Source organism: Sphingobacterium endophyticum, from assembly GCF_009733535.1.
GTDB lineage: Bacteria > Bacteroidota > Bacteroidia > Sphingobacteriales > Sphingobacteriaceae > Sphingobacterium > Sphingobacterium endophyticum.
Window position 1 is genome coordinate 577064 of record NZ_SMMI01000003.1, and the last position, 15074, is coordinate 592137.

Annotated in this window: 13 protein-coding genes; 7 read left to right on the top strand and 6 right to left on the bottom strand. The window is 37.6% G+C overall.

Annotated features, from left to right (window positions below):
* Positions 1 to 308 precede the first annotated feature (308 nt).
* A complete protein-coding gene (locus tag E0Y80_RS05495; RefSeq protein ID WP_197091487.1) occupies positions 309 to 785 on the top strand; it encodes a hypothetical protein in 477 nt (158 codons plus the stop codon).
* Between the two features lie 50 nt (positions 786 to 835).
* Here the strand turns inward: E0Y80_RS05495 and E0Y80_RS05500 are convergent, their stop codons facing one another.
* Both E0Y80_RS05500 and gltX read right to left on the bottom strand, forming a co-directional pair.
* On the bottom strand, positions 836 to 1711 hold the full coding sequence (locus E0Y80_RS05500; RefSeq protein WP_156306462.1) for a sugar phosphate isomerase/epimerase family protein: 876 nt from the start codon (positions 1709 to 1711) through the stop codon (positions 836 to 838).
* Positions 1712 to 1731: 20 nt separating this feature from the next.
* Entirely contained in the window at positions 1732 to 3261 is a 1530-nt protein-coding gene (gene gltX / locus E0Y80_RS05505) for a glutamate--tRNA ligase (protein WP_156306464.1), read from the bottom strand.
* 78 nt (positions 3262 to 3339) lie between these two features.
* Between gltX and E0Y80_RS05510 the strand changes: the two genes are divergently transcribed.
* From E0Y80_RS05510 to E0Y80_RS05530, 5 genes are all read left to right on the top strand, one after another.
* A complete protein-coding gene (locus E0Y80_RS05510; protein WP_156306466.1) occupies positions 3340 to 4572 on the top strand; it encodes a sensor histidine kinase in 1233 nt (410 codons plus the stop codon).
* On the top strand, positions 4553 to 5089 hold the full coding sequence (locus E0Y80_RS05515) for a DinB family protein (protein WP_156306468.1): 537 nt from the start codon (positions 4553 to 4555) through the stop codon (positions 5087 to 5089). Before E0Y80_RS05510 ends, E0Y80_RS05515 begins: the two co-directional genes overlap by 20 nt.
* Positions 5079 to 5504 (top strand): hotdog fold thioesterase, encoded by a 426-nt coding sequence (locus E0Y80_RS05520; RefSeq protein WP_156306470.1) that lies wholly within the window; start codon positions 5079 to 5081, stop codon positions 5502 to 5504. The genes E0Y80_RS05515 and E0Y80_RS05520 overlap by 11 nt, the downstream gene beginning before the upstream one ends.
* 204 nt (positions 5505 to 5708) lie before the next feature.
* The gene (locus E0Y80_RS05525) at positions 5709 to 6983 is read left to right on the top strand and encodes a sugar MFS transporter (RefSeq protein WP_156306471.1); all 1275 of its coding nucleotides are present in this window, start codon (positions 5709 to 5711) and stop codon (positions 6981 to 6983) included.
* A gap of 87 nt (positions 6984 to 7070) precedes the next feature.
* On the top strand, positions 7071 to 7916 hold the full coding sequence (locus E0Y80_RS05530) for a DUF2911 domain-containing protein (protein WP_156306473.1): 846 nt from the start codon (positions 7071 to 7073) through the stop codon (positions 7914 to 7916).
* A 79-nt stretch (positions 7917 to 7995) separates the two neighbouring features.
* Here the strand turns inward: E0Y80_RS05530 and E0Y80_RS05535 are convergent, their stop codons facing one another.
* The 3 genes from E0Y80_RS05535 to cdaA form a co-directional block, all read right to left on the bottom strand.
* On the bottom strand, positions 7996 to 10917 hold the full coding sequence (locus E0Y80_RS05535) for an FAD-binding and (Fe-S)-binding domain-containing protein (RefSeq protein WP_156306475.1): 2922 nt from the start codon (positions 10915 to 10917) through the stop codon (positions 7996 to 7998).
* A 2-nt stretch (positions 10918 to 10919) separates the two neighbouring features.
* A complete protein-coding gene (locus E0Y80_RS05540; protein WP_156306477.1) occupies positions 10920 to 11828 on the bottom strand; it encodes a DUF1338 domain-containing protein in 909 nt (302 codons plus the stop codon).
* A 104-nt stretch (positions 11829 to 11932) separates the two neighbouring features.
* Positions 11933 to 12727, bottom strand: coding sequence for a diadenylate cyclase CdaA (gene cdaA / locus E0Y80_RS05545; RefSeq protein ID WP_156306479.1), 795 nt, complete (start codon positions 12725 to 12727; stop codon positions 11933 to 11935).
* 108 nt (positions 12728 to 12835) lie between these two features.
* Here cdaA and E0Y80_RS05550 point away from each other — a divergent pair, with 108 nt between their 5' ends.
* Positions 12836 to 13552: a pyridoxine 5'-phosphate synthase gene (locus E0Y80_RS05550; RefSeq protein ID WP_156306481.1), complete on the top strand. Its 717-nt coding sequence runs from the start codon at positions 12836 to 12838 to the stop codon at positions 13550 to 13552.
* A 76-nt stretch (positions 13553 to 13628) separates the two neighbouring features.
* Here E0Y80_RS05550 and lepB read toward each other — a convergent pair whose 3' ends face one another.
* Positions 13629 to 15071: a signal peptidase I gene (gene lepB, locus E0Y80_RS05555; RefSeq protein ID WP_156306483.1), complete on the bottom strand. Its 1443-nt coding sequence runs from the start codon at positions 15069 to 15071 to the stop codon at positions 13629 to 13631.
* Between the last annotated feature and the right edge of the window lie 3 nt (positions 15072 to 15074).

Sequence of the window (15074 nt, forward strand, 5' to 3'; positions counted from 1 at the left end):
CCGCTCTATTAATAAATTCAATAGCACCTCCTCCTTAAGAATCTTATTAAATAAAATAATTAGCCTTCTTACTATCCAATCAATTTATTTATCCAAAATGATTGTCTCCAATTACGGAAAGCCGTATTAACTTTAATAAAATCTTTTTTACCTTGTATTGTCATTAAAAGAATATATTATTATTATTTATTACATTTTTTAACATTTATTATCTCTAGCGGAATAAAAACATTTATAAATTTTATCAATTATTTAATACAAGTAATTAAAATTTATATATTTTAGTAAAACAATAACCAAATATGCAAATGATTTATGTTTTAGATTTCTTCACGCAGTATAGCCAATTTTATATTGTCGACCAGGGTACAATTGGCGAGACTGATGATCTAGAATTTTGGAGTGATCAAGCATTAAATGACCGATTAGCCTATGAAGATGGTATTTTAGGAATTACAGTTGAAAACGATTACTCTACTGTTTTGGGTGAACTTGAAATTTTAGAGACTTCCAATCCAAATCCAAACTTAAATGCTGATCATATTGTTGAAGCAAGTATTACCATTAATTCCGGTATTCTTGAGATTCAGGACTGCCCAACAAGTAATATTATCCATTCAATCTGTTTGGAAAATGGAGATTACAGAGTACGAGTCTACTCATTTAATCTTGCCAATGTCTATGTGGAAGGCAAAGATATCCCTAATGATCGATACCGTATTGAAATCTGGAAGGATATCCCATCTCCTAGAAAAGTCCTAAAAAGATGGCACATTAAATATTAAAAAAGGTGGCAAGTTTCCTTACCACCCAATATCATTTTATTTGAATATAATTATAAAGCCGCTCTGAAGTTTACAACACTTTCAGTAACTTCTGGCAAACTATTTTCCCAGTTATATTCATATTCTGCAGAGATCATCCCTTTAAAGTTTTGACGCTTCAATTCTGCCTGAACTTCTTTCATACCTAATTTACCTGTTCCCCAGATTACGTCATGAGCTTTCTTATCGCCAAAAGCATTCAAATCTTTAAAGTGAATATGGTAAATTCTACCTTCTAATTTTTTAAGACATTCGATAGGGTTCAATCCCGATCTCATCCAGTGACCTACATCTGCTGCTGCGCCCATCTTCTGGCTTCTTCCTTCCAATGCTTTTAAAACAACATCTGGATTCCAGTAGTGTGATGGCTCTGGGTGATTGTGAATAGCCATTTTAATATTGTATTTATCGCATAGCTTTGACAAATAATCCAATTGGTTCTCTGCAGGCTCGGCATTGATTACCTCAATACCTAAATCCTTTGCAAATTGGAATACTTTCTCCCATTCAGCTTCGTCCTTTGCACCAACAACGCCATAAGCATGAACGGTAATCCCTCTATCTTTCAATAATTGCTTAACTAATTTTCTTCCTTCAGGAGATAGTTCATAAGTCATTTTTTCTGAACTTCCAGCTCCAACTGGCTGTCCAGGGAAAGCCTCTACATAACGCAGATTTGCGCTCGCGATTTTATCTAGAGCTTCTGCAAATGTAAATAACCTAAAAGTATATGCTTGTGAACCTAATTTCCATCCTAATTTTTCTTCCGGAAATGGCCCTTTTGCTTTGGAAGCACCTTTTGTTGCTGGTACATTTGTTGAGCAGGATGCAAAAATAACTAAGGCAACTGCCATACATCCCACAAAAAATTTAGTTAATTGTTTCATATAATTTGATTTATGTTGATCTAATTCTGAAATTTTGGAACGGCCAATTCAATACGTGCTATAACTTCATCTTTACCCAAAACCTCCGTAATCTTGAAAACATCCGGGCCGAATTTCCCGCCAACAAGCATAATCCTGTATGGCATCATCAATTCTCCCATTTTCATTCCTGAATCAGTAATCTTGTTCTTAAACAATGGTTCAAGCGATGCAGCTTCCCAATCGGATTGATTAGCAAATAAATCAGCTACTTCATTAAAGAAAGTCGTTTTATCAGCATTCCATTTCGGTTTTACAGCGTCAATATCATAGGTTTCAGGTTTTTGAAAGAAGAATGAAGCCTGCTCCCAAAAATCTTCGATGTAAGTTAATCTTTCTTTCACTAAATCAAGAATAGTTTCTATAAATTCATCAGGGAAATTTACAAGATTAACCCCGTGTTTCTCCAATACTAATTTCACATCCGCCAATAATTCTGCGTTTGGAGCACGCTTAATCCATTCCTGATTATACCATTTCGCTTTTTCAAAATCAAATTTAGCACCTGCCTTACTGATGCGATCAACAGAAAATTTCTGAATCAATTCCTCCATATCAAAAATCTCCTGTTCCGTTCCATCATTCCATCCTAAAAGCGCCAACATATTTACAAATGCTTCAGGAAGAAATCCTCTTTCCCGGAATCCAGTTGTCAAATCTCCCGTTTTTGGATCTTTCCAATTCATCGCATAAACTGGAAAACCTAATCGATCTCCATCACGCTTACTTAGTTTTCCATTCCCGTCAGGCTTCAAAATCAATGGTAAGTGAGCCCAATTTGGCATTTCATCCTTCCATCCAAGGTACTCCCATAATAAAATATGGACAGGAGCTGATGGCAACCATTCCTCGCCTCTAAAAATATGAGAGATCTCCATTGCACGATCATCTACGACCACCGCTAAATGGTAAGTTGGCATACCATCTGCCTTCAACAAAACTTTATCATCTACCAAGTTAGTTTCAAAACTAACCCGTCCACGGATCATATCATCAAACGAAACCGTTTCGTTTTCAGGCATTTTAATTCGAATTGTATGTGCAGCACCTTCACTTAATAAGCGATCGGTCTCTTCTTTACTTAAAGAAAGTGAATTCCTTAAATCCATCCGGTTCTCATGCGAATACCTGAAGTTAGGATGAATCTTGCGTTGTTCATCTAATTCCTCAGCAGTATCAAAAGCATAATAAGCATAACCTTTTTCCACAAGTTCCTCAGCAAATTTTCTGTAAGATGGTTTTCTTTCACTTTGACGATAAGGACCATAATTCCCAGGTTGGTTCGGACTCTCATCCGGATTTAATCCACTCCATGCCAAACATTCCATGATATATTCTTCAGCACCTGGTACAAATCGTGTTTGGTCTGTATCTTCAATACGAAGGATAAACTCCCCGTTATTGTGTTTTGCAAAAAGATAATTAAACAAAGCGGTACGAACGCCGCCCAAATGTAATCCGCCTGTAGGACTTGGCGCAAAACGAACCCTTACTTTTTTCTGTGAACTCATAACCACAAAATTAAGCATTTATTACTTTTCTTTCTCGTAGCAATCCGAAAATGATTATTTTGGTTGTCTTAATAATTTATGAAGCAACATCCCTATCGGTACAATAAACAGCAATGGAAGTTTTTTCTGTTCCTATTTGCAGCTTTAATAGCCGCAGCATCGCTGCTTTATACGAACTATTTAGTAAAAAACCTCTCTAAATCGGAACGTACGAAAGCTGAGGTCTGGGCGATGAGCACACAAAGCATTGTGTCGATGCCCGATGTTGATGACCAGTTTATCAGCTTTATTTATGCCGTTAGAGATAGCTTGAGTTTACCGGCAATTATTACAAAAGAATCAGGAGATATCATTTTCTGGCGTGACCTCGACAGTACCAAAACAAATATCCACCCATCAACACAAGATACCGTTAGTCATTTAATCTACGACCCGCCATATTTTGAAAAACAGCTGGAAAAGATGAAGAAATCTCATCCTCCAATTCGTATTTCCTTAGATACAGGTGAAGATTGGCTAGTCTACTACCACGATTCGGAAGCCCTAAGTCAACTCCGGATCTTTCCTTATTTGCAATTGTCGCTGATTGCTGTCTTTCTGGTCGTTGCCTACACCGTATTTAATTCCATTCGAGATTCCGAACAAAACCTTGTTTGGGTTGGTATGGCCAAAGAAGCTGCCCATCAATTAGGTACGCCGATTTCTTCCATGATGGGCTGGCTAGAACTCGCCAGAATAACATACCAAGGAAAAGACAACTCATTATTGGATGAAATGGAGCGCGATGTCCAGCGTCTTGAAATTGTTGCAGACCGATTCTCAAAAATTGGCTCAACTCCTTCCCTTTCAAACCATGTTATCTATAAAGTTGTTGAAGATTTTGTCAATTACTTCAAAGTAAGAACCAGCAAGAGAATATCTTTTGAATTGACAGGAGACCAACAAGTAGAGGCAAAATTAAACATTCAAGTATTTGACTGGATTATTGAAAACCTCTTGAAAAATGCAGTGAATGCAATCGAAGGTGAGGGAAATATTACCGTTAACATTTCCGAAAACATTGCAAAAGAAGAAATTTTTATAGACATTAGTGACACCGGGAAAGGAATCCCAAGGTCCAATTGGGAACTCATTTTCCAACCAGGTTATACCACAAGACAGCGGGGGTGGGGATTAGGACTTAGTCTTACGAAGCGAATGGTATACTATCACAGAGGTCAAATATTTGTTAAAGAATCCGAAATAGGAAAAGGTACAACATTTAGAATTGTATTAAAAAGTAATTTACGCTATGAACCCACTCAAATCTGATGAATATCCAGCGATTTTCAATGACTACATCGAAACCATAACCGGTGATGTCATGGAAGAATTGAACCAACAAATTGAATCATTTCCTGAATTTATTGCTAGTATCCCTGAAGAATTGGGAACATTTCGCTATGCGGAAGATAAATGGTCAATCAAAGAAGTATTGTGCCATATCCTGGATGCCGAGCGTATCATGACTTATCGGGCATTGCGATTTGCGAGAAATGATATGACCGCTCTTTCTCCTTTCGAACAAGATGAATTTGTTGCAAATGGAAGGCACAACGAAAGAAGTTTAGCTGACATTGCGGAAGAATTCGAGCATCTAAGAAAAGCAAATATGTTTCTTTTCAACTCCTTTGATGAAACGGAATTAAATCGAAAAGGAATGGCATCCGACCGTTTGATAAGTGTTCGTGCATTTCTATATATCATTGCCGGCCACTTGAACCACCATGTTATTCTTTTAAAATCACGTTATCTTAAAGATCAAAAATTAAACAACAATGTGGTATAGAGATTACAGCTTAGAGGAAATCAACAGTTTATTTGCAATAAATATGACCGGCTTCTTGGACATCAAGGCCGTTTCAATTACTCCCGACACGTTAGTCGCCGAAATGCCCGTGAACGAAAAGGTAAAACAGCCTTACGGTCTGTTACATGGCGGAGCATCTTGTGTTTTGGCAGAATCTGTTGGCAGTATTGCTTCTAACATGGTTGTCGATTCAGAAGAATGGGCAGGTGTCGGTCTTGAAATTAACGCAAATCATTTAAGACCAGTCACGAAAGGTGTCGTTCGAGCAACATGCAAAGCTTATCATATCGGCAAAACGACCCATGTATGGGACATTCAGATCCATAATGAAAGAAATCAATTGGTGTGTATATCCAGACTTACCATCGCCGTTATAAAAAAACCGAAAATCTAAAACAAATTGTTACAACATCTGTTGAACAGGTATCATATCTATATGGTTTTATGATACGGTTTAGGTTTTGAGGAGACATTACTTTGTAATGTCTCCTTTTTTTATGGCAAATGCAATCGATTGCCTGCTAAATTCTCCTTTTATATATCGAATTATTTTATTAGCCTTGTAGCTACCATTATTATTAATTCGTAAATCAACTTTATGACAACTCAAAATAATCAATCTACCGTAGGGCCAATGATCATCATCGGATCCTTGTTTTTTATCTTTGGTTTTGCGACCTGGTTAAACTCCTTATTAATCCCATATCTACGTATAGCATGTGAATTATCTGAGGTTCAATCCTATTTCGTAACCTTTGCATTTTACATTGCATACTTGGTGATGGCACCTGTCTCAACTTGGGTACTGAATAAATTCGGATTCAAGAATGGTATGGCAGTTTCACTCGGAATTATGGCCGTAGGTGCGTTATTGTTTATTCCAGCTGCATATTCGAGAACATATATACTTTTCTTATTAGGACTATTCATCATGGGAGGTGGACTTGCAATTTTGCAAACTGCTTCAAATCCTTATATCACAATCTTAGGACCGGTTGAAACAGCTGCAAGAAGAATCAGTATTATGGGTATCTGTAATAAATTTGCAGGTGCATTAGCTCCAATTATTTTAGGGTTCTTCCTTAAATTAGATGAAGCAGATAAAGTTAAAAGTCAATTAGCAAACATGACTCCTGAGGAATCAAGTATTGCATTAGACAAAATCGCCCTTCAGGTAGTAAATCCTTATATTGGAATCGTAGTTGTATTAATCATTTTGGCATTTTGGATTTCAAAATCTAACCTTCCTGAAGTTAAAGGTGACGAAGAAGAAGATGCTTCACACCATAACCTAACAGAATCTAAACAAAGTATCTTTGATTTTCCACATGTATTATTAGGCTTCATCGCATTATTTGCCTATGTAGGAGTTGAAGTATTAGCTGGTGACACCATTATTGCATACGGTACTTTCTTAGGTATTCCGTTAACAACGGCGAAGTTTTTTACCTCATTTACAATGGGATCAATGGTAGTTGGATACATCATCGGGATTATTGCAATTCCAAAATATCTTTCTCAAGAAACAGCTTTAAAGCTTTGTGCTATCTTAGGTATTATCCTGACTATTGGAATTACCGTAACCGACGGAATGGTTTCTTTAACCTTAGTTGGTCTTTTAGGATTAGCTAATTCATTGGTATGGCCTGCTATTTGGCCTTTAGCATTGAAAGGTGTAGGTAAATTTACGAGTGCTGCATCTGGTATTCTAGTAATGGGTATTGCGGGTGGTGCAGTTATTCCATTATTATATGGAGCATTGTCTCATGAGATAGGTGCGCATCAAGCTTATTGGATAGCATTACCATGTTATTTGTATATCCTTTATTATGCTATTTCTGGGCATAAGGTTAGGAAAAAAACACAAGCTTAATATTTTGCTTAACAATGGAGTTAGTTATCTAACTCCATTGTTTATTTAGGGGAGTTTCTTATCTTCGGATATTCTATTAAAATGATTATGAAAAAATTAGCATTAAGTATCCTTGTTGCGGCAGGGCTAGTATTGACTTCTTCTCAAGCTGAGGCTCAATTAAAGTTACCGCAACCAAGTAGTACACAATTTATCCTTCAGGATTTAGGAATAGAACAGATCAGCGTCGTGTATCAACGTCCAAGTGCAAAAGGAAGAACCATCTTTGGAGACCTAGTTCCTTATGATCAAATTTGGCGTACGGGTGCAAACAATGCGACCAACATTACTTTTCAATCCGAAGTAATGATCGAAGGCCAAAAACTTGCAGCCGGAACCTATGCATTATTTACCATCCCTGGAAAAGAAGAGTGGACTATTATTTTCAATAACAACGCTAAACAATGGGGTGCTTATACCTATGACAAAGCGGATGACGTTTTGAGAGTAAAGGTAAAACCTAAATCATTGGAAACTCCTGTAGAAACTTTTACTATTGAGTTTGATAATGTTCATGAGCAATCTGTGGACTTATCCTTAAGCTGGGAAAAAACAAAAGTTGCCTTCAATGTTGCTGTAGATCAGAAAGCTGAAATCCTTGCAAGCATTGACGAGGCAATGAAAGGCGATAAAAAACCTTACTTCCAAGCTGCAATGTATTATTTCGGTAATGACCTGGATCTTAAAAAAACAGTGGAATGGATGAAAGAAGCTGATAAAGGAAACACAAAAGCTCCACACATCAAATACTGGAAATCTTTAGTATTGGCTAAAGCAGGAGATAAAGCCGGAGCAATTAAAGCTGCTGAAGAAGGACTTGCAATCGCTAAAGCTTCTGACAATCAAGAATATGTTAAGTTGAACACTCAAGCATTAGAGGCTGCTAAAAAGTAAATCAACAATGTATGAATGAATAAAAAAATAAGCAGGCCAGCATAGGCCTGCTTATTTTTTTTATGTGACTTACAATAAACTATTTTAAAGCTCTGTAAAGGATTTCTACAGGATGTTTAGACTCAACCCCTGTTCCATCCATAATCTGATGCCTACAGCTTGCTCCTGGTGCTGCAACTAAGGTTTCTCCTTTCTTATCCCTGACCGCTGGAAACAAAACCAACTCCCCGATTTTCATAGAAATATCAAAATGCTCCTTTTCATAGCCAAAGGATCCTGCCATACCACAACAACCGGAAGGTATTTCCCTGACTTTATAGTTTGTTGGAATCTCTAAAACTTTATTGACAATCGGCATCAATCCCCATGCTTTCTGCTGACAATGCCCATGCAAAATAATTTCCTCCTCCCTTGACTCAAATTGAGTAGATGAAATGTTCCCTGCCAAGTATTCTTCCCATATAAACTCTTCGATAGTTAATGCTAAAGGAGCTATCCGTTCTGCTGCTTCTATTAAATGTTCATCAACCAAATCAACATACTCATCCCTAAAGGTTAAAATCGTTGATGGTTCCACTGATACCAGCTTAGTATCTTTATTTAAACGATCTTTAAAAATCTCAACATTTTTATTTGCCAGTTTCTTGGCCTCTCTCAAAAAGCCTTTTGACAGGAGCGCACGACCAGAAAAAGCATGCTGGATCATCAATACTTCATAGCCTAATTTCTCCAATAAGAGAATGGCTTTTTTCCCTATTTCAACATCATTGAAATTCGTGAATTCATCACAGAAGAAATAAACAGTTCTGACTGCAGTTTGATGCCCTGAAAAAGGTTTATCTTTTTTCTGATACCAATCCCGCAGGGTAGTTGATGCTATTTTGGGTATATTTCTCTGCGAAGCGAATCCCAAAACATTTTTAACCAGTCCGGAAGTCAATGTATTGCCAACAACAAAATTATATAGCCCTGCAATCGGCTGCATCATTTGGGTCATGGAATCTACATGAGCAATCATACGTGTCCTAAATGGAACAGGATGACTATCATGGTAACCCTGTAAGAATTCCGCCTTCAATTTAGCCATATCCACACTGGACGGACACTCTGATTTGCAGGCCTTACAACTTAAGCAAAGATCCATAACCTCCTTGATCTCTTCATGGTCAAAAGGATTCTTCTTGTCAGAATGGGTTAGCATCTCCCGCAAAATATTAGCCCTTGCCCTGGTCGTATCCTTCTCATCCTTAGTCGCCATGTACGATGGGCACATCGTACCGCCAGACAGATGGCTCTTTCTGCAATCTCCCGAACCATTACATTGCTCAGCATGTTGCAAGATCGTTTGACCGCGAAATCTAAAAACTGTTTTAATTTCTCTATCCTTCTGCCCGGGCGTATATCGCAGCGAAGTATTCATAGCCGGAGTATCCACAATTTTCCCTGGATTGAAGATTCCTTCTGGATCCCAAGTGTTCTTTATTTCCTTTAACAACCGATAATTGTGCTCACCGATCATCAACGGAATAAATTCTCCTCTCAATCGACCATCACCATGCTCTCCACTTAAAGACCCTTTGTATTGTTTCACCAATTGAGCAATCTCCAAAGCGATGTCCCTAAATAATTGATTTCCTTCTTCGGTTTTTAAGTTGATAATTGGGCGAAGGTGAAGTTCGCCGGTCGCGGCATGTGCATAATGAACAGCATACAAATCATACCGCTTCAAAATATTATTAAAATCGTGGATATAACTAGGAAGGTCCTCTACATCCACAGCAGTATCTTCAATTACGGCAACTGGTTTTTCATCCCCAGGGACATTACTTAAAAGTCCTAATCCCGCTTTGCGTAAATTCCAAACCTTCTTTTTATCATCACCTAACACAACTGGAAAATGATATCCTAATCCATGTGCCAACAAGTCCTCTTCTACAGCCTTTACCCTTGCTAAGATATCATCTTGGTCAATCCCATCATATTCTGCAATCAATATTGCTTCAGGATCTCCTTCAACAAAAAAACGATTTTTAGATTGTTCCAAATTATTCTTGGTACACTCCAAAATATAGCGATCCATCAATTCACTAACCAAAGGACCATGCTTCAAAATGATAAGATTACCCCTTAGTGCATCCTCCAATGTTCTAAAATGAACGCAAAGCAAACCACTTGGGTTGATGGCTAAAGGATTTACATGAACCTTGATCTCTGTAATAAATGCCAAAGTTCCCTCTGACCCACAAATTAATTTACAAAAATTGAAAGGTTCAGCTCCTTCGGTGAATGGATCGGTTTCCAATAGCATATCAACTGCATAACCTGTATTCCGGCGATGAATTGATTGTTTAGGAAAATTCTCTCGGATTTCAACTTGATTTTGATAGTTGCCAAGCAAGCTTCGGATATGTTTATATATCCTGCCTTCTAAGTTTGATTGATTGCATTTTGAATTGAAATCATCAAAATTTAAAGATTTAAATGTAACCTCAGAACCATCACTTAGCAGGGCTTCAACCTCCAGAGTATGCTCTCGGGCACTTCCATAAATTAAGGAATTTGAACCACAGGAATTATTCCCAACCATACCTCCAATCATAGCTCGGTTAGCTGTAGATGTTTCTGGGCCGAAATAAAGCCGATATGGCTTGAGAAACATATTGAGTTCGTCTCGAATGACCCCGGGTTGAACCCTAACCCATGATTCCCCAGGATTGACCTCTAATATTTGCGTGAAATATTTGGATACATCAACAACAATTCCCGAACCCACGACTTGCCCAGCCAATGAAGTACCTGCTGTGCGTGGAATCAGGGATGTTTTATTTTCCTTAGCAAATTTTATGAGCACTAATAGGTCTTGCTTATCCTTAGGATAGGCGACCGCGAGTGGAAGTTCCCGATAGGCAGAAGCGTCTGTTGCATATAAGAGACGCATCTTTTCATCCCAAAACAACTCCCCACTCAATTCCTCCGAAAGCAGCTTCAACTGCTCCTCCATAGCTATGAACCCTTTATTTGTGATGTATATGTACTTTCAAAAATCTTATCTGCGTTATTGGTCTCAAAGCCATCACGTCGATGTGATCTTTTAATATTTTCTTTAGATAGATGCTTAAACTGCGGTAATACACTGCGTTCAGCAAACTCAACATAGCTTCCCGCAATCTCCAAGGTCTTCCCATCTGCAAACTTGGCATCATACAATGCCGATACTGTACTGCTTTGCCTCAATAAATTATCCTCACTAGTCTTGATTTTCCCTCCTGAAGTATTCAATTTTATTCCGATGCTCTCCAAAAACGTATTGAATTCCTCCAAGGTATTATAGCCGTCTTTTAGCTCATGAATTGATATGGTATAATGATTTAGATAATACCGATTATAGATTACCCATGCGGCATATTCACTTTCTTTCAAAAGTATCTCATATTCCGTAGAGGTCGGCAAATCCCATAAAGGCCTTTGAAGAAAGTCTGCAACCTCTTGTCCATTTCTCAGATCTAAAGCATCAACCGGATCGGAGTTTATGGAAGAAGTATATTTATATATGATATCTTGGGAATCCTGGCTTAATTCTGAAACTCTCAATTCTGAAACAAAGATTCGCGGGTAGTTATCTGCAGGTGGAGCATACCAATAGGCATCCAATTTTTTCCCTTCAAAATAATAATAGTCCATCTTTTTATATCCAAAGGAAAGGAATATCTTTTCAAAGGACTTTATCCCCAAATGAGGGACTCCAAGCGTACGGAAAGCTATATGATCGTTTACGATGTCGGATTGGGATTGTGCAACACCTCGTTCAAGCAGAGATTGGGTAATTTTATCAACGTCTGAAACGTTTTCTCGGTAATGTTCAAACAGATCGTTTAACACTATATCAATAGGCTTTTTTTCGTCGAAATGCATAACAAAGAATTTAGTCTTATAATTTGAATAAAGTTATCTAAAAATAATCAAACAAAAACAATTGTTCAGCAAAAAATAGATAACTAGAAATTTTATTCAGAAAACTACAATTCGTCCGCAAGAATCTTCTCCAGCTCGTCTGCTGTAAGGTTCATATTGATGTTTCCATCTTTTGCAAATGAAATTTCACCCGTTTCTTCTGAAACAATGACCGCAACAGCTTCCGAAACCTCCGTAACACCTATCGCTGCACGATGACGTAGACCAAATTGTGGTGGTAAATCCTCACTGTCAGACAATGGCAAAACAGAACTCGCAGTCATAATACGGTTATCTACGATAATAACAGCACCATCATGCAATGGTGAATTCTTAAAAAAGATACTCTCTAACAACCTCTTCGATATTGGAGCATCAATCATAGTACCACTCGTCTGATAATATTCTTCATCAAAATAACGGGAGAAAACCAATAATGCCCCTGTCCTTGATTTAGACATGTTTTGACAGGCCTCAACAATTGGTTTAATAAATTCTGCATTATCTCTATGGGTAGACTTCTTGCCTCCAAATATTGACCAAAGAAATTTCTTCCTTCTTAAGGATATATTCTTACCAATGTGCAATAGGAACCTTCGTATTTCCTGTTGAAATACAACAATCAGAGCAATCGAACCAACGGAAATAAATCCTCCGAAGATCTCTGTCAGAAGGCGCATCTCCATTTGCTTAACGACAAGATAGATCCCATAAAACAATCCTACACCAATTAAGATGTTTACAGCTATTGTGCCTTTGATTAAGCTATAGACATAATAGATGATAATTGCCACTAGCAATATATCAATGAAGTCCAGTAGCCTGAAGCCACTTAATAGATTGAAGTCTAAACCATCCATACTTCCTGCAATTTAAAAAATATTATCCATTGATACTCGTATTTAAAATCATAAAATGATAGGGATATGGATTGCTAAAACAGTAAATTTGTAAAAAGGAGCTGAACTATGACTAAACTATCCGTAAATATCAATAAAATCGCAACCCTTAGGAACTCTCGTGGCGGAAATGTACCTAATGTATTGGCAACTGCTTTAGCCTGTGAAGAATTTGGTGCTCAAGGAATCACGGTACATCCTAGACCTGATGAAAGACATATCCGCTATCAGGATGTCTATGACCTAAAAGCAAATATTTCAACAGAGTTTAATATTGAAGGTAACTGTAGGGAACAGAAATTCGTTGATCTTGTCTTAGCGAATACCCCTGCTCAGGTCACCTTAGTTCCGGATGCAGAAGGTCAATTAACCTCCAACCATGGCTGGAACACCATTAACAACCGTGTTTATCTATCGGAGATGGTGAAGCTGTTTAAAGATAGGGGAATCCGAGTATCTATATTCGTTGATCCAGATGAAAGAATGGTAGAGGCCGCAGCTGAAACTGGAACCGATCGCATCGAATTATATACCGAGGCTTACGCAACTGAATTTCATGAAAATCCCGAATTGGCCATTGAACCCTACGTCAAAGCCGCACTAAAAGCTCAAGAAGTTGGATTAGGATTGAATGCAGGCCATGATCTTGACTTAAAAAACTTACAATATTTTAAACAAAATATACCTGGCCTTTTGGAAGTCAGCATTGGTCATGCTTTAATTGCTGACGCCCTGTTTCTTGGATTAGAAGAAACCATAAAAAGATACCTTGTCTGTTTAAAATAGTATTTCCAGAATTTTAAATATAAAAAGAGCGGGGAACCATTTAAATGATTCCCCGCTCTTTTTTATCTAAAACCTATTAATGAATAGGCCTGAAAATTCGATTCCATCTAATTTTGGATAAGAATGATCCATCTTCGTCCCAACTTAACCAGGTAAATAAAGCCTTACCTACAATATGGTCCTCCGGAACAAAACCCCAACCCCTTGAGTCCAAAGAGTTGTGGCGATTATCACCCATCATCCAATAATAATCCATTTTAAATGTGTAGCTATCTGTTTTCTGTCCATTCAAATAGTATCCATCAGCTTTCTTCTCAAAGGTATTGCCTTCATAAACCTTAATGGCTCTTTCATATAATGGTACTGTTAAACTATCTAACTTCACTGTCCAGCCTTTTTTAGGTACCTGAATTGGTCCAAAGTTGTCGTAATTCCAAATTATACCATTATCATAAAAAGGGAATGCAGCATATTCTGAATTATTATCACCAGGTTCAAAAATAATCTCCTGAAACTGTTTGATATTACCCATTTTCTTAACTTCTTCCGCTTCTTCTTTAGTCATATGAATGACGTATTGCCCTGATGCAGGATTCGTATAACGTTGATCCAACTCCAACCTCATATCCAATAATTTTTGCATATTCAATCCGTTGGGATCCGTCATAATTAAGTAGTTCGTCTGGAAATCCTCATCAACAAAACCTGGCTCACCATTTACAAATAGTTTCGTACGTTCCATTGATATAACATCTCCAGGCATTCCTACCAATCGTTTGATGTAATTCTCGCGCTTATCGATTGGTCTATTGAATGGAGCATCTGCTTCCATAGGATAGTTGAATACAACCACATCATTACGTTTGATGTCTTGGAAACCCGGCAAACGTTTATATGGAACTTTTATCGCTTCAGAATAAGCTTTCCCTCCCGTAATAGGCATGGTATGGTGCGCAAATGGGAATGCTAATGGAGTCATCGGAATTCTTGGCCCATAATTTAACTTACTGACAAAAAGAAAATCTCCAATCAATAAGCTTCTTTCCATCGATCCTGTAGGTATCATATATGCCTCAATCAAAAAACCACGAATTAAAGTAGCAGCAACAGTAGCGAAAATAATGGCATCTGCCCATTCTCTCCCCATTGATTTCTTATAAAAATATTTCTTCTTGAATTCCTCTGATGTTGGTATGCCTAAATACTTTACATTGGGATCTCTACCCCACATTGGCAACACGATAAAGGGTACCAATACTGCTGCTGCATTTTCCCAAAAACGACGTTTACCAAATGCTTTAATTAGATTTAAGAACAAATCGTAAAAAATAAAAACATTCACGATCGGTACGAAAAGCCATATTATCCACCAAGTTGGCCTTCCAACTAATTGAGCCATTACATATTGACTGTAGATTGGAACAATTGCTTCCCAACCTTGCTTACCCGCTTTTTTATATAATAAGAAAAGTCCGTAAGCTGATCCTATGATGTATATGGCTAAAATGATATACCACATATA